The organism is Microbacterium sp. (assembly GCF_047607465.1).
Lineage (GTDB): Bacteria > Actinomycetota > Actinomycetes > Actinomycetales > Microbacteriaceae > Microbacterium.
Genome location: NZ_JASGCY010000051.1, coordinates 1 through 15,902, shown reverse-complemented (window position 1 = coordinate 15,902; position 15,902 = coordinate 1). Strand labels below are relative to the sequence as shown.

The 15,902-nt window shown below is 69.0% G+C and carries 18 protein-coding genes; 11 read left to right on the top strand and 7 right to left on the bottom strand.

Translation table 11 applies throughout. The annotated features are described in order from the left end of the window. From QM568_RS06870 to rocD, 6 genes are all read left to right on the top strand, one after another. The coding region (locus QM568_RS06870; RefSeq protein WP_415137155.1) for an aldehyde dehydrogenase family protein at window positions 1–1,866 on the top strand (1,866 nt) is incomplete at its 5' end. 68 nt (window positions 1,867–1,934) lie between these two features. Continuing rightward, window positions 1,935–2,381 (top strand): hypothetical protein, encoded by a 447-nt coding sequence (locus QM568_RS06865; RefSeq protein WP_415137153.1) that lies wholly within the window; start codon window positions 1,935–1,937, stop codon window positions 2,379–2,381. Then, a complete protein-coding gene (locus tag QM568_RS06860; protein ID WP_415137151.1) occupies window positions 2,381–2,605 on the top strand; it encodes a helix-turn-helix transcriptional regulator in 225 nt (74 codons plus the stop codon). The genes QM568_RS06865 and QM568_RS06860 overlap by 1 nt, the downstream gene beginning before the upstream one ends. Then, window positions 2,598–3,620: an NAD(P)-dependent alcohol dehydrogenase gene (locus QM568_RS06855; protein ID WP_415137149.1), complete on the top strand. Its 1,023-nt coding sequence runs from the start codon at window positions 2,598–2,600 to the stop codon at window positions 3,618–3,620. Before QM568_RS06860 ends, QM568_RS06855 begins: the two co-directional genes overlap by 8 nt. A gap of 219 nt (window positions 3,621–3,839) precedes the next feature. Further along, the gene (gene ddaH, locus QM568_RS06850) at window positions 3,840–4,691 is read left to right on the top strand and encodes a dimethylargininase (RefSeq protein WP_415137147.1); all 852 of its coding nucleotides are present in this window, start codon (window positions 3,840–3,842) and stop codon (window positions 4,689–4,691) included. After that, window positions 4,688–5,860, top strand: coding sequence for an ornithine--oxo-acid transaminase (rocD, locus tag QM568_RS06845; protein ID WP_415137145.1), 1,173 nt, complete (start codon window positions 4,688–4,690; stop codon window positions 5,858–5,860). The genes ddaH and rocD overlap by 4 nt, the downstream gene beginning before the upstream one ends. A gap of 16 nt (window positions 5,861–5,876) precedes the next feature. Here rocD and QM568_RS06840 read toward each other — a convergent pair whose 3' ends face one another. From QM568_RS06840 to QM568_RS06815, 6 genes are all read right to left on the bottom strand, one after another. Then, window positions 5,877–6,431, bottom strand: a complete 555-nt coding sequence (locus tag QM568_RS06840; protein ID WP_415137143.1) for a Uma2 family endonuclease — start codon at window positions 6,429–6,431, stop codon at window positions 5,877–5,879. 39 nt (window positions 6,432–6,470) lie between these two features. Further along, the gene (locus tag QM568_RS06835) at window positions 6,471–6,860 is read right to left on the bottom strand and encodes a TA system VapC family ribonuclease toxin (protein WP_415137141.1); all 390 of its coding nucleotides are present in this window, start codon (window positions 6,858–6,860) and stop codon (window positions 6,471–6,473) included. Next, on the bottom strand, window positions 6,857–7,087 hold the full coding sequence (locus QM568_RS06830; RefSeq protein ID WP_415137139.1) for a hypothetical protein: 231 nt from the start codon (window positions 7,085–7,087) through the stop codon (window positions 6,857–6,859). Before QM568_RS06830 ends, QM568_RS06835 begins: the two co-directional genes overlap by 4 nt. Before the next feature lie 74 nt (window positions 7,088–7,161). After that, on the bottom strand, window positions 7,162–8,478 hold the full coding sequence (locus tag QM568_RS06825) for an MFS transporter (protein WP_415137157.1): 1,317 nt from the start codon (window positions 8,476–8,478) through the stop codon (window positions 7,162–7,164). Window positions 8,479–8,483: 5 nt separating this feature from the next. Next, complete coding sequence (locus QM568_RS06820) at window positions 8,484–8,924, bottom strand: MarR family winged helix-turn-helix transcriptional regulator (RefSeq protein WP_415137137.1); 441 nt, start codon at window positions 8,922–8,924, stop codon at window positions 8,484–8,486. Between the two features lie 71 nt (window positions 8,925–8,995). Then, a complete protein-coding gene (locus tag QM568_RS06815) occupies window positions 8,996–12,877 on the bottom strand; it encodes an AAA family ATPase (protein WP_415137135.1) in 3,882 nt (1,293 codons plus the stop codon). A 271-nt stretch (window positions 12,878–13,148) separates the two neighbouring features. Between QM568_RS06815 and QM568_RS06810 the strand changes: the two genes are divergently transcribed. The 5 genes from QM568_RS06810 to QM568_RS06790 are packed head-to-tail and all read left to right on the top strand — an operon-like array spanning window position 13,149 to window position 15,201. Continuing rightward, on the top strand, window positions 13,149–13,358 hold the full coding sequence (locus QM568_RS06810) for a hypothetical protein (protein WP_415137133.1): 210 nt from the start codon (window positions 13,149–13,151) through the stop codon (window positions 13,356–13,358). Next, window positions 13,355–13,696 carry a hypothetical protein gene (locus QM568_RS06805; RefSeq protein WP_415137131.1) on the top strand — a complete coding sequence of 114 codons (342 nt, stop codon included), beginning with the start codon at window positions 13,355–13,357 and terminating at the stop codon, window positions 13,694–13,696. The genes QM568_RS06810 and QM568_RS06805 overlap by 4 nt, the downstream gene beginning before the upstream one ends. 43 nt (window positions 13,697–13,739) lie before the next feature. Continuing rightward, window positions 13,740–14,036: a hypothetical protein gene (locus QM568_RS06800; protein ID WP_415137129.1), complete on the top strand. Its 297-nt coding sequence runs from the start codon at window positions 13,740–13,742 to the stop codon at window positions 14,034–14,036. Next, window positions 14,033–14,395, top strand: a complete 363-nt coding sequence (locus tag QM568_RS06795) for a hypothetical protein (protein WP_415137127.1) — start codon at window positions 14,033–14,035, stop codon at window positions 14,393–14,395. The genes QM568_RS06800 and QM568_RS06795 overlap by 4 nt, the downstream gene beginning before the upstream one ends. Before the next feature lie 23 nt (window positions 14,396–14,418). Beyond that, window positions 14,419–15,201 (top strand): copper homeostasis protein CutC, encoded by a 783-nt coding sequence (locus QM568_RS06790; protein ID WP_415137125.1) that lies wholly within the window; start codon window positions 14,419–14,421, stop codon window positions 15,199–15,201. 112 nt (window positions 15,202–15,313) lie between these two features. Here the strand turns inward: QM568_RS06790 and QM568_RS06785 are convergent, their stop codons facing one another. Then, on the bottom strand, window positions 15,314–15,673 hold the full coding sequence (locus tag QM568_RS06785) for a hypothetical protein (protein ID WP_415137123.1): 360 nt from the start codon (window positions 15,671–15,673) through the stop codon (window positions 15,314–15,316). Between the last annotated feature and the right edge of the window lie 229 nt (window positions 15,674–15,902).

Genomic DNA, 15,902 nt, shown 5'->3' with positions numbered 1-15,902 from the left:
CGATGGGGTGCGCGTCCGGCCGCCGCGCGCGCCGAGATCCTGCTGCGCGCCGCGGCGACCCTGGAGAGCCGCCGCGGCGACATCATCGCCACCGCGGCCGTCGAGACCGGCATCCTCTTCGCCGACGCCGACGAGGAGGTCGGCCGGGCCGTCGATCTCGCCCGCTACTACGCGGCGACGGCGCCGCACCTCGAAGCCGTCGACGGCGCCTCGTTCCGCCCCGTGGCGCTCACGGCCATCGCCGCGGGGGCGCAGGAGCCCTTCGCGGGGCCCGCTGACGACGTGCTCGCCGCGCTCGCCGCGGGTTCGGCGGTCGCGCTGCATCCGGACCCGCGCGCCCTGCGCACGGCTCGGCTCCTCGCCGAGGTGCTCTGGCACGCGGGCGTCCCGCGCGACGTGCTCGTCGTCGATCGGACGGCCGACCATGCTCTCCTCGCCGGCGCCGATCGCGGCCCGGGGCCGGCGGAGGGGCCGGGGTGCAATGCGTTCGTCGTGACCGCCTCGGCCGACGTCGACCAGGCCGTCGCCGATATCGTCGACAGCGCGTTCGCGCGGTCGGGCCAGGCCCGCGCGGCCATCTCGCTCGTGATCCTCGTGGGCGCCGCCGGCCGGTCGAAGAGGTTCGCCGGGCAGCTCGCCGACGCCGTGCGCGCGTTGCGCGTCGGCGTGCCGGGCGACCCGCGCACGCGGATCGGCCCGCTCATGGCGCCGCCGAGCGCGGCGCAGGTCGAGGCGATGACCGCCCTCGACGTCGACGAGAAGTGGCTCGTGCGTCCCCGGCGTGCGCCGGGGGATCCCGACGGGCGGCTGTGGAGCCCCGGCGTCCGCGTCGGCGTCCGCGCCGATGCTCCTGAGCGCGCCACGGGCGTCCCCGTCCTGGATGTCATGGCCGTCGACACGCTGGAGAAGGCCATCGAGGTCCAGAACGCGCGCGGCACGGGGGGCGTCGCCGGTCTCCACTCGCGCGACGCCGGCGAGCTGGAGCGCTGGCTCGACGGGGTCGAGGCGGAGACGCTCTGGGTGAACCGCGCGACCACGGGCGCCGTCGTGCAGCGTCAACCGGTCGGCGGCCGTGGCTCCTCGTGGGGAGCCGGAGCGAAGAGCGGCGGACCGAACCGCCTGATCGCGATGGGGCGGTGGCAGGCGCGGCCGTCGGCGGCACTGTCGAGCACCCTGCACCTGCGCGGGCTCGATACGCGCATCGCCGCGCTCATCGAGGCGGCGCAGCCGTCGCTCGACTACGCCGCCTTCGAGTGGTTGCGCCGCGCCGCGCTGTCGGATGCCCTGGCGTGGGACCGCGAGTTCGGCCAGGTGCGCGACGTGTCAGGGCTCGGCGTCGAGCGGAACCTGCTCCGGTACCGTCCCGTTCCCGTCGAGGTGCGCGTCATCGCCGGTGCGACCCTGCGCGACCTGCTGCGCGTCGTGATCGCCGCCGTGCGCGCGGGCGCCGAGCTGCTCCTGTCGGTCGCCGAGGGGCTCCCTGCCGCCGTTCGGCGCACCCTGGCCGAGCTGCGCGTCGACGTGCGGCTCGAGAGCGACGCGGAGTGGCTCGAGCGCTGGGCTGCGCATCGGCACGCTCAGCACGCCGTGAGCGCGGACTCCCCGACCGACGATCCCCCGCTCACCGGCTCTCCGAGCCCGTCGAGGGGAACCAGGGTGAGGCTGGTCGGTGCCGCGAGCGCTGCGGCCGAGCGCGGTGCGCTCCTGATCCGCGCCGTCGACGGCGCCCTCGATCTCGATATCCGCAGCGCCGAGGTGACGCCGGCCGCGCGGATCGAGCTGCTGACTTTCGTGCGGGAGCAGTCGATCTCGATCACGGCCCATCGCCGTGGTGTCCTCGATCAGTGGTCGCTCCCCGTCATCTGACGATCATGTAAAAGATTCTTGACACTACAGATGCCGGACGCGTACCGTGAGTGTCAAGAATCTTTTACATGGGAGCTGTCATGGTCTACGAAGAGCGCAACGCCTGGGCGGGGCTCGTCATCGGCGTCATCACGATCACGGTGTACATCGTGCTCGTCCTGCAGCAGGCGGGAGGCGGGCCGCTGACGGATGTCGACTGGTTCCCGCTCATGCTGTGGACGATCGGCTCCGCCATCGCGGCGACGATCGTCGTCACCATCGTCTGGGGCATCGCCGTCGGCATCCGCGACCGCGACGCCGCCTCGGCATCCGACATCCGCGACCGCGATATCAGCCGCCTGGGCGGGCGCGTCGAGCAGGCGTTCGTCGTCATCGCGGGGCTCGCGGTCATCGCGCTGTGCGCGGTCGGCGCCGACGTGTTCTGGATCGCGAACACGATGTTCCTCGGCTTCGCCGTCTCCTCGGTCGTCGGCGGCATCGCCCGCGTGATCGCATACCGCCGGGGGCTCGTGTGATGGTCAAGCCGACGCTCGTGTCGAACAGCATCCGCTCTCATCGCGAGGCCGCGGGTCTCACGCAGGCCGAGCTCGCCCGCACGATCGGAGTGACCAGGCAGACCCTGATCGCGATCGAGCAGCAGAAGTACTCGCCGACCCTGGAGCTGGCGTTCCAGATCGCCCGGGCGTTCGGGGTCGGGCTCGACGCGGTGTTCCAGTACCCGGAGGCGGGCGATGAGTGAGCGGATGCGCGCATGGCGCAATGAGGAGTACGGGCCGGCGTCGGGTGCTGCGCTCGTCGAGACGCCGATGCCGTCGCTGCGTCACGGCGAGGTGCTGCTGCGCATGAGGGCCACCGCGCTCAACGCGGGAGACGTCCGGCTGATGCTCGGCGACCCGCTCCTGGTGAGGACCGCGTTCGGCCTGCGCCGGCCGCGATTGCCGATCAGGGGGATGGATGCCGTCGGCGAGGTCGTCGCGGTCGACCCCCGCGCGATCGGAGTCGAGGTCGGCGACGTCGTCGTCGGCGAGCTGCAGGGCGGCGGGGGTCTCGCCGAGTACGCCGCGGTGCACGCATCGCGCGTGCAGCCGGTGCCGCCGAGGGTCTCCGAGCGCGACGCCGTGACCCTCCCGGTCGCCGGCGGCACCGCCTGGCAGGCCCTCGACCTCGCCGGCGTCGGCGTCGAGCGCGACCCCGGACGGATCCTGGTGATCGGCGCGTCCGGGGGCGTCGGCACGTTCGCCGTGCAGTTCGCCGCGCTCCGCGGCGCCGAGGTGTGGGCCAGCTGCTCCGCCGCCAACGCCGCGCTGGTGCAGTCGCTGGGGGCGGTGCGCACGATCGACCACCGCCGCGAGCCGCTGTCCGCACTCCCGGCGGGGCATTTCGACGCCGTCATCGACGTCGCCGGAGGCATCGAGCTGCGCGCCCTCACGCGCCTGGTGCGGCCAGAGGGCGCGGTCGTGCTCGTCACCGGAGACGGCGGCTCCGTGCTCGGCCCGGTCCCGCGGATGCTGAAGGCGGGGCTCCTGTCGATCGGTCGGGGCCCCGGCATCCGCACCCTCGCCGCGAAGAACCGTCCCGAGGTCCTGACCCGGATGCTCGAGCTGCTCGCCGAGGGGCGCTTCGCGCCCGTCATCGCCGAGGAGTACGCCTTCGCAGACGCCGGCGACGCGCTCGCCCGGATCGAGGCGGGTCACGTCGTCGGCAAGCTCGTCGTGCGGGTCGCCGGTCGCTTCGGTCCTCCGGTCGCGATCTGAGCCGCTTGATCGCGAGTTCAACGGCACAGATCGGGACCGGAACAACAAGAGGCGCTGCCGAGCTGAACGGAATCCGACGGGTTCCCAGAGACGGATGACACAATGGATGCTGGCGTGCCCGAGTCGCATCTTCCTCGGCATCCGCTCATGGATGCCGAGTCGAAGGACCGCCGGGCCTGTGGACAGCGTCCGCCGCACCTGTTTTCGTAGGGGAGCACCATGTCGACGTCCCAGACCGCCACACGCACGGCCCACCGCCGCCGCTATCTGATGTGCCGACCGGTGCACTTCACCGTGAACTACTCGATCAACCCGTGGATGGAGCCGGCGAACCCCACCGACACCGCCAAGGCCCTCGCGCAGTGGCAGAAGCTGCACGACCTGTACCTCGAACTGGGCCACGAGGTCGAGCTCATCGACCCGCTCCCCGACTACCCCGACATGGTCTACACGGCCAACGGCGGCTTCGTCATCGACGGCCGCGCCTACGCGCCGAAGTTCCGCTTCGAGGAGCGCGCCGGCGAGGCGCCCGCGTTCGCCGACTGGTTCCGCGCCGCCGGCTTCGACACCGTGATCCCCGAAGAGGTCAACGAGGGCGAGGGCGACTTCCTGCTGGCGGGAGATGTGATCCTCGCCGGCACCGGGTTCCGCTCGACCGGTGACAGCCACCGTGAGGTGGGCGAGGTCTTCGGCCGCGAGGTCGTCTCGCTGAACCTCGTCGATCCGCGCTTCTACCACCTCGACACGGCGCTCGCCGTGCTCGACCCCGTGGTCGGCGAGGGCGAGCGGGCGAACATCGCCTACCTGCCGCACGCCTTCGACGAGGCCTCGCAGAAGGTGCTCGCCGAGCGCTTCCCCGACGCGATCCTCGTCTCCGACGACGACGGCGCGGTGTTCGGACTGAACTCTGCCAGCGACGGGTACAACGTCGTCATCTCGCCGCGGGCGAAGGGTTTCGAGCAGCAGCTGCGCGAGCGCGGCTACAACCCGATCCTCATCGACCTGTCCGAGCTGCTGCTCGGCGGCGGCGGCATCAAGTGCTGCACGCTCGAGCTGCGGGGTGCGAAGTGACGTCCCATCTCGCGCACAACTACCACCCGCTGCCGGTGACCATCGCGCGCGGCGAGGGCGCCTGGGTCACCGACATCGAGGGCAAGCGCTACCTCGACCTCCTCGCGGCCTACTCGGCCGTGAACTTCGGACACCGGCATCCGGCGATCGTCGCGGCGCTCACCGAGCAGCTCGGTCGCGTCACGCTCACCAGCCGCGCCTTCGACAACGACCGGCTCGAGCCGTTCGCCGCCGCGCTCGCGACGCTGTGCGGCAAAGACCTCGTGCTGCCGATGAACACCGGCGCCGAGGCCGTCGAGACCGGCATCAAGGTCGCCCGCGCGTGGGGCTACCGGGTCAAGGGCGTCGCCGCGGGGGCCGCCCGCATCGTCGTCGCCGCCGGCAACTTCCACGGACGCACGACCACGATCGTGAGCTTCAGCGACGACGAGCAGGCGCGCGACGGCTTCGGGCCGTACACGCCCGGTTTCGACGTGGTGCCCTTCGGAGATGCGGATGCCGTCGCCGCGGCGATCACGGATGACACCGTCGCCGTGCTCGTCGAGCCCATCCAGGGCGAGGCCGGGGTCATCATCCCGCCCGAGGGGTATCTGCGCCGCATCCGCGAGATCTGCGACGAGAGGAACGCGCTCTTCATCGCCGACGAGATCCAGTCCGGCCTCGGCCGGGTCGGTGAGACGTTCGCGTGCGACCGCGAGGGCGTCGTCCCCGACCTCTATCTGCTGGGCAAGGCGCTCGGCGGCGGCATCCTGCCCGTGTCCGCCGTCGTCGGCGACAGCGACGTGCTGGGGGTCATCCGTCCCGGCGAGCACGGCTCGACCTTCGGGGGCAGCCCGCTGGCCGCGGCCGTCGGGCTGCGCGTGGTCGAGATGCTCGAGTCCGGCGAGTTCCAGGAGCGCGCCCGCGCTCTGGGTGCGCACCTCGCCCAGGCGCTGGAGCCGCTCGTCGGCCACGGCGTCACGGCCGTGCGCATCGCGGGGCTCTGGGCGGGCGTCGACATCGATCCCGCGCGCGGCACCGGACGAGAGATCGCCGAGAGGCTGCTCGAACGCGGCGTTCTCGTCAAGGACACGCACGGACAGACCATCCGCATCGCGCCTCCTCTGGTCATCCGCGCGACCGAGCTCGACTGGGCCGTGGCGCAGCTGCGGCTGGTGCTCGAGGGCTGAGCCCGGTCCCGGCTTCTCAGACGGGGAGGGATGCCGGGGTGAAGACCACCGGGAACGGCGCGGTCACGGCGAACTGCTGGTCGCCGGTGGCGCGCGCGGTCTCCCGGTAGGCGCCGTCTACGAGGTCCCAGGCGACGATCGTCGGGCCGTCGGGGTCGACGAACCAGTAGTGGGGGCCCCCGGCGCGCTCAAGACGGTCCTTCTTCAGCAGCAGGTCGATGCCTCGCGTCGAGGGCGAGAGCACCTCGATGGCCAGCAGCGGCGCGGTCGGCAGGTCGGCGTCGGTGAAGGCGTCGCGCGGTGCGACGAGAAGATCGGGCTGCAGCACGGTGTTCTCGGCGAGCACGACATCGAACGGTGCGAACAGCAGGACGAGCTCCTTCGGAAGCGCCGCATGCAACGCTGTGACGAGGCCGGCCGCGATGTGCTGGTGTCGGAAACGCGGTGCCGGGGTCACGATGAGCACCCCGTCGATGAGCTCGTAGCGGTGCCCGTCATCGGGAGCGGCTTCCAGGTCGGCGCGCGTCAGCTCCCGCCCATAGGGCAGGAAGCCGGGCGCCTCGATGGTCATGGGCGTCATGGTAGCCCTCTCTTCTGGGCTGAGAACGGCTCAGTCGATCAGCGTCACGGCATCCTGATGTGCGAGGGCGAGACCGCGATCGAAGGTCGCCAGTCTCGCCGAGCGACGGCGGGCCAGGGCGGCGAGGTAGGCGTCGGTGACCTGACGGTGCCCGATGACGCCGCGCAGCTCGATGTCGGCGTACGAGACGTCGTCGGCCCAGAACTCGCAGCGATCTCGCAGCGCGTCGAGAATGCGGGTGGCCGTGGCCGCCGTCTCTCCGGTGCGGACGAGGAATCGCACCAGCGCTCCCTCCACCATCGGGCAGAGTGCGATGTCGGGGTGCGACGCGACCCACGCCTGCGCGCGCTGGTGGAACTCGTGCTCCTCGATGACGAGTGCGATCAGCACGTTCGCGTCGATCAGGTGGGTGGCGGTCATTCGTCGTCCAGCGCTGCGGCCACGTCGGCGGATGTGATCGGGCGACCGAGTGCGAGGACGGGGAAGCCGCTGCGCGAGTCGATGACGATGCTCGTGGGCGCGCCCAGCGTCGACAGCCCTCGGACGGTGAGCTCGGCGATCACCGAGGAGAGCGAACGGTGCTGCTCTGCCGCGATCTCCGAGGCTCGGCGGTGCACGGCAGGCGGGAGGTCGACAGTCGTCCTCATGTACTGCATCATACCTGCATCACCCATGATGCAGAGAGCCGAGGCGGAGGGCTGTCTGGTCCTGACAGCCCGGATCAGACCTTCTTCGGCGACCGGATCGGCGTGGTCGCTGCGGCCTCGTCGCTGAACTCGACCGGGTCCACGATGTCGATCGGACGCGTCTCGTCGATCGTCATCAGGAAGCGGTGGTTCTCGTCGCGGCGCAGCCGGCCGCTCGTGAGCATCCACGTCACCCCGATCGCACAGGCGATGAGGCCAGCCGCGCCGCCCAGCATGATCGCGGCGCGCGGACCGAAGGCATCCGCCACCCAGCCCGCGATCGGCGCACCGACCGGCGTCGAGCCCATGATGACGGCCATGTACAGGGCGAGCACCCGTCCGCGCAGCGCGGGGTCTGTGGTCGTCTGCACGTATCCGTTGGCGGTGGTGAGCAGCGTCACGATCGCGAAGCCGGTGAACATCAGGGTGACGGCGTAGGCGGCGTAGGTGGGCATGGATGCCGAGATGAACGCGCACGCCCCGAAGCCTCCGGCGGCGAGCACGACGACCCGCACGCGAGCGCGGTCGCGGCGCGCGGCGAGCAGGGCGCCTGCGAGCGAGCCGATCGCGAGGATCGAGCTGAGCAGGCCGTAGCCATCGGCATCGGCGCCGAACTCGATCGCCATGGTCGAGGCGAAGATCGGGAAGTTCATGCCGAAGGCGCCGATGAGGAACACCGTCACGAACACGACGCGCAGGTCGCTGCGTCCCCACACGTAGCGGAATCCGGCGGCGTGCCCGCCTCGGCTGCGGTTCTTCAGCTGCGGTGCGAGCTGGGCCCGCCGCATGAGCTGCAGGGCGATGATCATCGCGAGGAAGGTCGCGGCGTTCACGATGAACACCCACCCCGAGCCGATCGCCACGATGAGGAGGCCGCCGACGGCGGGGCCGATCATGCGTGCCAGGTTGAAGGACGCCGAGTTCAGGGCGACGGCGTTCGAGGTGTCGCCGTTGGAAACCATATCGGAGACGAACGTCTGCCTGGCCGGGGCGTCGAAGGCGGTCACGACACCGAAGGCGGCGGCGAAGCAGAGCATCATCGGCAGGGTCATCACGTCGGTCAGCAGCAGCACGCCCACGGCGACGGCGAGGAGCAGCAGCGCGCTCTGCGTGGTGAAGAGGATGCGGCGCCGGTCGAAGCGGTCAGCGACCCAGCCGGTCATGCTCACCAGCACCAGGGGAGGGGCGAACTGCAGAGCCATCGTGGCGCCCATGGCGGTGGCGTCGTTGTTCGTCAGCTCGGTGAGCACCACCCAGTCCTGGGCGGTCGCCTGCATCCAGCCGCCGATGTTCGAAACCAGGGCGCCGGCGAACCAGATGCGGTAGTTGACGTTCGTGAACGAGCGGAACATGGCGCTCATCGTTCGGCCAGCTTGCGCATGAGGGCTGCGGCGTCGCGGAGGGTCTGCACCTCGGCGTCGGTGAGCTCGAGTTCCCGCATGGCCGTGGACAGCTCGTCGTCGCGGCGCGCGATCGTGCGCTCGACGATGTCGCCGCCGGCATCCGTGATGTCCACCTGCACGCGGCGACGGTCCGTCGCGTCGGGGGTGCGGGTGACCAGGCCCTGCTCCTCGAGGCCGTTGATCAGGCTTGTCATCGACGGCGCGGTGACGCGCTCGCGGTCGGCGAGCGCGGTGATCGTGCGGCGGCCGTGCAGGCGCAGGGTCATCAGGACCGCGAACTGCCCATCGCTCAGCGCATCGGTGATGCGCACGCAGCGCAGGCGCCGGGCGAGGCGGAAGGTCGCCATGCGCAGTTCGGCGGAGGTGTCGTGGAGAAGTTTGTCTGTCGCAGGCATTACTTAGACAGTCTAAGTAATTTTGGCGCGGAGGGGAAGGGCGGATGCCGGTGCGAGGCGCCATGGAAGCACTACCTGCTGCAGAGCCTCGCATCATCGGGCAGCGACGGGGCGAGCGCTTGGGCCTCGTCGAGCGTGAGGGCCTCGCCGACGTTCGCGCAGATCTTGGCGACCGCGCGTGCTGGATCGGCATCCCACCACCACAGCAGGCCGCTGTAGGTGGACGCCACGATCCGGGAATCGTCGTCGAGCAGGAACGCCACGGCCGCGATCTCCGTTCGCAGGGGTCCTGTAAGGCGCAGCTGCGATCCACTGATCCGGGTACCGCTCTCGTCGATGTCGCGGACGTCCACATGGCTGACGGCCGCGATCGCCATGCGGCTTCCATCGGACGAGAACGCTATCGTCCGGGGCGTGTCGGTGAGCTCGGTCACGCGGGAGATCACCTGAGGGTTCTCTGGATCGCTGAGGTCCAGGATCCCAACCTGCCTGCTCTCTGTGGCGAACCCGAGCTGACCTGGATGACCGGGGCGCGTGGTGATGTACGTCGGGTACTGCCCGTCGAGGTCGACGGTCGCGACGTGCTTGTCGCCGTCGAGATCCCAGATCTGCAGTCGCCATGATCCATCGTGCACCGCGAACAGATCGTCGTCGATGAAGCGCATTGTTCCTCCGCTGAGGACAGGGATCTCGGTGCGCGGGGTCAGCACGACTCCAGCGCCGCCGCCCGAGCTGCGCTCTTCCACGTCGTAGATCATGACCGTATCGGACCCTTGATCGCCCACCGCGAGGCGATTGCCGCTCTCCGAGAACTTGACCTCGGTGATGAGCGCATCCGGCAGAGTGTCGATGACGGTGGGGGCGCTGAGTGTTTCTGCCTCTGCTCGCCATATCTGCAAGCGCCCATACCCGGCGCTGGCGACGAAGCGGCCGTCCGGCGATACGGCGACACCGTACCGGGTCATAATGTCCGTCTCGGGCACCGTGAGGGCTGTCCTGACGCCGTCTGCATCGACCCGCTCGACTCTCAGGAGTCCGTCGCCGGAGCCGACCCAGGCGACGAGGTCACCGCCCTGGTCGGTGGCGAGTTCGAACACACGACCCGCCGTGGTCTGGTGAGGGAAGGATCCGTCCGGCCACAGCGTGGTGGTGCCGTCTGTGGTGTAGGTCGCGAGTGTCGTACCCGCGAGAGTCACGGAGGTCGGAAGGGAAGGCAGCACCCGCGTTCGGGTGAGGATTCCGCTCGCGCTGAAGAACCGCAGGGTCTGGTCGGAGCTGACGGCCGCGATTGTGCCGTCGGGATAGAAGACCGCGTCGTTCACCCATGACTCGAAGCCCGATGCGGATGCCTCCCAGATGGGGGCACTGCCGGCGTCGGGGTCGATGCGTCCGAGTTCGACGGTGAAGTTCTGCGAGGTCGAGACCGCGAAGCGAGAGCCGTCGTCCGAGAGCTCCAGCGACTGGGCGCGGGGGAGTGTCAGCACCGGAGACCACCTCGCCTCTCCCAGTGGATCCGTGAGGCGCGCAAGGGCGCCGTCCTGGCCGAGTGCCAGAACGACGCCGCCGACAGCGGCGAGTCCGATGACGGCGGCAGGATCAGCGTCGGGACTCGTGCGCGGACCTGGGATCGCGGTCAGCACGCGCGCATCGGCGCCGTCCAGAGCCAACCGCTGTATCGTGCCATCCGCACCGCCGAACAGCGCTCCTGAGCCGTCGGGCAGGAGCGCGATGGCGTCGGATTTCGATGGGATCGTGAGGCATCCGGCGATTTCCGGTGACGCGGTGACATCCCAGACGCAGCTCTGCGCGGGATCCCCCGACACGTCCTCGCCCGATGCGGCGAGCAGGATGCGACCGTCGGCCTCCGCCAGGTCGAGTGCATAGGTGTGAGTCGCGGGGGTCTCGATCTGGTGCCGGACCAAGCCCGTCGCGGGGTCGATCAGACGGATCAGACTCTCGGAACCGCCCTCGACGAGCAACCCATCACCGGCGGCAAGGGTGCCAGGGCCAGCCGGTCGAAGCAGCCGGATCGGCTGCGGTGCGGCGGTGAAGGAGAGCAGTGTCGAGCGGGTCGATGAGTCGTCGTGAATGCCGTACGCGGCGACGGCGAGTTGTGCGGCCTGCCCGGGCATTGTCGCGTCGACGACTTGAGCGCGGGATGCGATCTCGCCACCGAGGGCGGTGGCGCGCGCTTCGTCCAGCCGCAACGCGGTGGTGCTGACGACACCGCCGAGGATCAGCGAGCAGATGGCGAGCATGGAGGCCGCGATCGCTGCGCTGCGGAATCTTCGCGCAGATCTCTTGAGCCTGACGTTCTCGGTCTCGGCCTCGCGAACGCGCGCGGCTTGCGCCTCGGCGGTGGCGTCGAGGAACGCGCGTTCGACGCGCGACAGCGCGATCTCGCCGTACCGATCCGACGCCGGGTGCTTGCCGGGCTCCTGTTCCGCGTGCTCCAGGAAGCCGAGGGCGCTGCTTGGGGCGAGCAGATCGTCCGGCCGTCCGGCATCGTCCCAGAGCGCTGCGTATCTGGCCAGCATCCGTCGTGCTGCGTCCCAATCCCTGGTGGCTTCGAGCCAGGCCGACAGGCGAGGCCAGGTCGTCATCAGCAGGTCATGTCCGAGAGTGATCCCGATGCCGTCGCTCATGAGCAGGTGGGCGTCGCGAAGACACGCGATCACTTCGAGCGATGCAGGGTCGTCGATCTGGTCGACAAGGATCGTGCGGCGGCCGGGAACCGGAGCATCAAGTCGGATCATCTCGCGCAGCACCGGCCAGCATGCCTCCTGTGCCTCGGCGCTCAGGCGAGCGTATGCGGATTCGGCGGCGAACTCGATCGAGGCGGCCAAGCCCCCGGCGCGGTGGTAGTCGGCGATCGTGATGCGGTCGTCTTCGGCGCGTCGTTCCCAGATGGTGCGCATGGTCTGACTCAGCACGGGGAGCGCGCCGGCCAGTGCTTCCGATGCAGCGCGGTCCGAAGCGGATGCTTCCACCCCGGCGTCTTTCAGGATGACATTCACCAATTCTTCGTCCAGCACTATGCCCTGCAGTGCGGCAGGAGCATGCACGATCTCGTGCACATCTTCCCTGGTAATGGGACCCACCACCACGTGCGAGTGCTCCAGTGCGTCCCGGAGCATCGGAAGGTCGGCGGCGGGGGCGATGGCGTCGGCTCGGAGCACGAGAACCAGAGCGACTCCCGTGCGTTCGTGCTGGACCGCGGTGACGAGGTCCAGGATCCGCTGGCTCGTGGTGCTGTCCGGTGCTGTCCAGAGAGTCTCGGCCTGGTCGAGGATCACGACTCCAGGACGCTTGCCGGAATCATGCTGGTCGGACTCCGCAGCATCGAGGAGAGCGGCGAGAGACTGGACGGCATCTGGTGACGGTGTGACGATGTGCACTGCGAAGTCGGCTGTGAAAGCTCTGGCTGCTGCCGCTATCAGAGAGGACTTGCCGATCCCGCTGCGCCCTGTCACGAGGAGCAGAGGTCGGGCATCGCCGTCCAGCCTCTGCTTGATTCGATCACGAAGGCTCTCGATCTGCGCTCCGCGGCCATGGAAGTTCCGGGCGGTGGTCAGATCGAAGGGGCGCATACCGGGGTAGGGCGGGTCATCGCGTCCTATCCCGGTGCCTCTGCGTACGGTGTCGCGGAGTGCGATCCACCAGTCATCAGCACTCACACCTCCTGTGGAGTGGGGTGGATCGGCGATATCGAGCACATCGGCGAGCCGGGCGAACTCCCCGCGCATGCCGACCTGAGGGACGTACTTTCCGGTCAACCACCCCTGGAGGGTCGCGACGCGCACTCCGGAGACGGCCTCGAGCGCGCGGTACGTGAGGCCCTTGCGCTGCCTCGCGGCGTTGAGCTCTCCGGCCACGGCCAGGCGGCCCTTCGCCACGGCCTGTTCGAAGATCTGCCGTCGCGCGGAGATGCCGTGCAGGTCGTGATCACTCACCCGGGCGGTGGGTGCGCGCCTGTTCGGATCGCTGTTCGAAACCGTGTTCGGCATGATCGCTCTATCATCTCGGGGCGAGGGGGAGCCTCCAGCGTAGGGGAGCGATTCGGTGCGGACATCGCGCGGAACCGGGTTCCGAACGGTTTCGAATACGCAGGGGAACCCGTGCGTGTTCGGGTTTGTTCGGACATCGTCGATTGGCGGATGCGCGCGGCCGGAGGCTGTCAACGTAGGCATCGAAACACCCACGAAGCGAACACATAGGAGGATCATGTCCAAGCAGAGCATCGGATGGGCGCTGATCGTCGCGGGCGGCATTTGCGTCGCGATCGCAATGATCAAGCTCTCGATCATTGGGTACTACCCAGACGAATTCCTTCCATTCATGATCCTGGCGGTCGTCGGTCTCGGAGGCCTCTGGGTCGGCGACCGATTCCGCAAACAGGCGGCGATCGACGCAGACAAGGGGACTGAACAATGACCGAGAACCAGCGCAGCACTGGTGATGCGCCCGAGGATGCGCCCGAGAACCTGCTCAGCGCGCGCTCTATGGCCAGGGACGCCGTGGCGGATATCGGAGGGGGAATCCTCGATGAGCTGATGGGCTGGCTGTACACCGCGGGTCTCTATCTCGGCATCCTTTTCGCCCTGGTGTGCCCTGTTGGCGGCATCATCGTCGGCGGCCTGCTCATCTGGCGCGCGGTCGTGACGGAGAGGTCGAAGTTCGTCCCCATCTGCATCCTGGTGATGGCGGTCATCTTCTGGGTCTTGATGAAGTCCCCGTTCGGCCTGCTGCCTTTGCTGTTCGAGATGCTCTAGTCACGACTGGTCCTGCACCGTGATCGAACGAGAGAGAAGAACCATGACACATCGACCCCGCAAGAACACGGCGGCCTCAGTGATCGTCGCCCTGTGCCTGACCCTGGTGCTCGCGGGATGCGGGTCCGACCCGTCACCCACCTGCGCCGAGTACCTCGCCACACCCCTGACCGAACGGGGTCAGCTCAACTTGGATCTGCTGAGGAAGCACGACCTGGAATGGACAGATCAGGGCAACATCGTGGGAGTCTCCGCAGCCGTCGAGAGGTTCTGCGCAGACGCGAGCAATGAGGATCGGTCGCTGGACGAGGCTGCCGACTGGACGGCGGACACCTGGTGACGGCGTGTCGTGTCCGCGCAGGCGCGGCCGTCCTCACCGTTCTCCTCGCCACAGTCGTGCTCGTGGGGTGCGGATCTAGCCCGTCACTGGTCGGCGTGTGGCAGGGGGACGACAACACGGGGCTGAAGACGGTGGAGTCGGACGGGCGCTGCAGTGGCATGTACTACAACGGTGACGAGCCGCTCGACATCGGCGGTGGAATGACCTGCCAGCTGGGCGAGAAGAGAGACGATGGCAGCTATCTGCTGATCGTCCGGCAGCCGCCGAACGAACGGACGTACGTCGTGACTTTCCCCGATGAAGACACAGCGGTGCTCAGTGGCGACACCGGAGTCGTCGTCACACTCACCAGGCAGTAGCGAACGCACGCGACAATGGGGGAATGCCGCAAAACATCGCCCTCGAACTCGCCGTGCAGGACCAGGCCGGAGTCCGTGTCGCAGGAGCGGTCGGCGCCGATCGCGTCGAACTCGCCCAGGCGCTCGCCCTCGGCGGGCTCACCCCGTCGCCGGCCACGCTCGAACTCGCGATCGCCGAGGCCGCCTCTGTCGGCGTCGAGGTGCACGTGCTCGTGCGTCCGCGCGCCGGCGGATTCCACTACGACGCCGATGAGCTCGCCGTGTGCGAGCTCGATGTGCGCAGAGCCGTGGCGGCGGGAGCCGACGGCGTCGTGATTGGGGCGCTCGACGCCGCCGGCGCTCTCGACCTCGAAGCGATGGCGCGCCTCCGTGACGCTGCCGGCTCGGCATCGGTCACCCTGCACCGCGCGATCGACGTCACCGCCGACCCGATCGCGACCCTCCGCGCTGCACGTGCGCTGGGGCTGCGGCGGGTGCTCACCTCAGGCGGTGCGTCGGAGGCGATCGACGGGATCGACACCCTGCGCGAACTCGTCGCCGCGGCCGAGGGCGCCATCGAGATCATGGCCGGAAGCGGGGTCACCGCGGCATCCGCCCGCCTCCTCGCCGACACCGGCGTCGACGCGCTGCACTTCTCGGCCAAGCGCACGGTGACCCAGACCGGCGGCGTGCGCATGGGGTCGGCATCCGACGGCGTCGGCGGCTACGAGACGACCGATCTTGCGACCGCGCAGGAGCTGGTGGGCGCGCTGGCGCGCGGTGTGAGTAGGGTGTGTGCGAGCACGCAGGTCGCCACGGCGCACTGACCACCGCCTTTCGGATGGCGACGAGCGACCCGCAAGCCCGCCCGATGTTGCGATACGTCAGGGGCTCGGTTGAAACGCACCTCACGATCACGGATCACGAGGGCAGAGAGTTCTACGTCGACGAAGCTGTCGGAGGGGTTTGCTCGGGGTTGTAGCTGCGCAACGAGGTTGCTTGATCACAGGCGTCGGCTGCATCGAGCGCCTTCGGCTTCCGCGTCGTCAGCGATGCGAATAACACGGCTACCGCGTCGAGAGCGACCAGAAGCAACACCGCCGCGTGAGCAGCGACCCACATGAGATTCGCGTGGGGGAGCAACTCCGTTGACGATAGGTCCGAGTTCGCCTCCATTCGATTGAGCGCAGCGGTGTCTGCGATCTGCCAGAGGACAAAGAATGCGACGACAGCGACGTTCAGTGCGAGAAGCAGGAGCCCGCTTGCGACCGCGAATGCCTTTTTGCTGTGCGACGGCATGGCCTCACCTTCTTAGTTACAGCTGTTTGCGACGAAGCCCCAGTACCCCCGGTTAGGGAGTTTTGAGTCCAGACCCCAGTACTCCTTGTTCGGCGCGCGATAGGTGGCGTCCCGGGTGGTGGTGTGGTTTCCCGGGTTCTGAGCGTCGGATTGTCGATGTGAGGAGCCATCGTGGGATGGTCAGTGAGAACCGATCAAAGCTACTCACGAAGGACACAAACCACGATGG

What these genes read in the sequence shown, in the direction of transcription:
- QM568_RS06865 (WP_415137153.1), top strand. Translation starts at nt 1,935, where the DNA reads ATGGGAGCTGTCATGGTCTACGAAGAGCGCAACGCCTGGGCGGGGCTC.
- QM568_RS06860 (WP_415137151.1), top strand. Translation starts at nt 2,381, where the DNA reads ATGGTCAAGCCGACGCTCGTGTCGAACAGCATCCGCTCTCATCGCGAG.
- QM568_RS06855 (WP_415137149.1), top strand. Translation starts at nt 2,598, where the DNA reads ATGAGTGAGCGGATGCGCGCATGGCGCAATGAGGAGTACGGGCCGGCG.
- ddaH (WP_415137147.1), top strand. Translation starts at nt 3,840, where the DNA reads ATGTCGACGTCCCAGACCGCCACACGCACGGCCCACCGCCGCCGCTAT.
- QM568_RS06840 (WP_415137143.1), bottom strand. Translation starts at nt 6,431, where the DNA reads ATGACCATCGAGGCGCCCGGCTTCCTGCCCTATGGGCGGGAGCTGACG.
- QM568_RS06835 (WP_415137141.1), bottom strand. Translation starts at nt 6,860, where the DNA reads ATGACCGCCACCCACCTGATCGACGCGAACGTGCTGATCGCACTCGTC.
- QM568_RS06830 (WP_415137139.1), bottom strand. Translation starts at nt 7,087, where the DNA reads ATGAGGACGACTGTCGACCTCCCGCCTGCCGTGCACCGCCGAGCCTCG.
- QM568_RS06825 (WP_415137157.1), bottom strand. Translation starts at nt 8,478, where the DNA reads ATGTTCCGCTCGTTCACGAACGTCAACTACCGCATCTGGTTCGCCGGC.
- QM568_RS06820 (WP_415137137.1), bottom strand. Translation starts at nt 8,924, where the DNA reads ATGCCTGCGACAGACAAACTTCTCCACGACACCTCCGCCGAACTGCGC.
- QM568_RS06810 (WP_415137133.1), top strand. Translation starts at nt 13,149, where the DNA reads ATGTCCAAGCAGAGCATCGGATGGGCGCTGATCGTCGCGGGCGGCATT.
- QM568_RS06805 (WP_415137131.1), top strand. Translation starts at nt 13,355, where the DNA reads ATGACCGAGAACCAGCGCAGCACTGGTGATGCGCCCGAGGATGCGCCC.
- QM568_RS06800 (WP_415137129.1), top strand. Translation starts at nt 13,740, where the DNA reads ATGACACATCGACCCCGCAAGAACACGGCGGCCTCAGTGATCGTCGCC.
- QM568_RS06790 (WP_415137125.1), top strand. Translation starts at nt 14,419, where the DNA reads ATGCCGCAAAACATCGCCCTCGAACTCGCCGTGCAGGACCAGGCCGGA.
- QM568_RS06785 (WP_415137123.1), bottom strand. Translation starts at nt 15,673, where the DNA reads ATGCCGTCGCACAGCAAAAAGGCATTCGCGGTCGCAAGCGGGCTCCTG.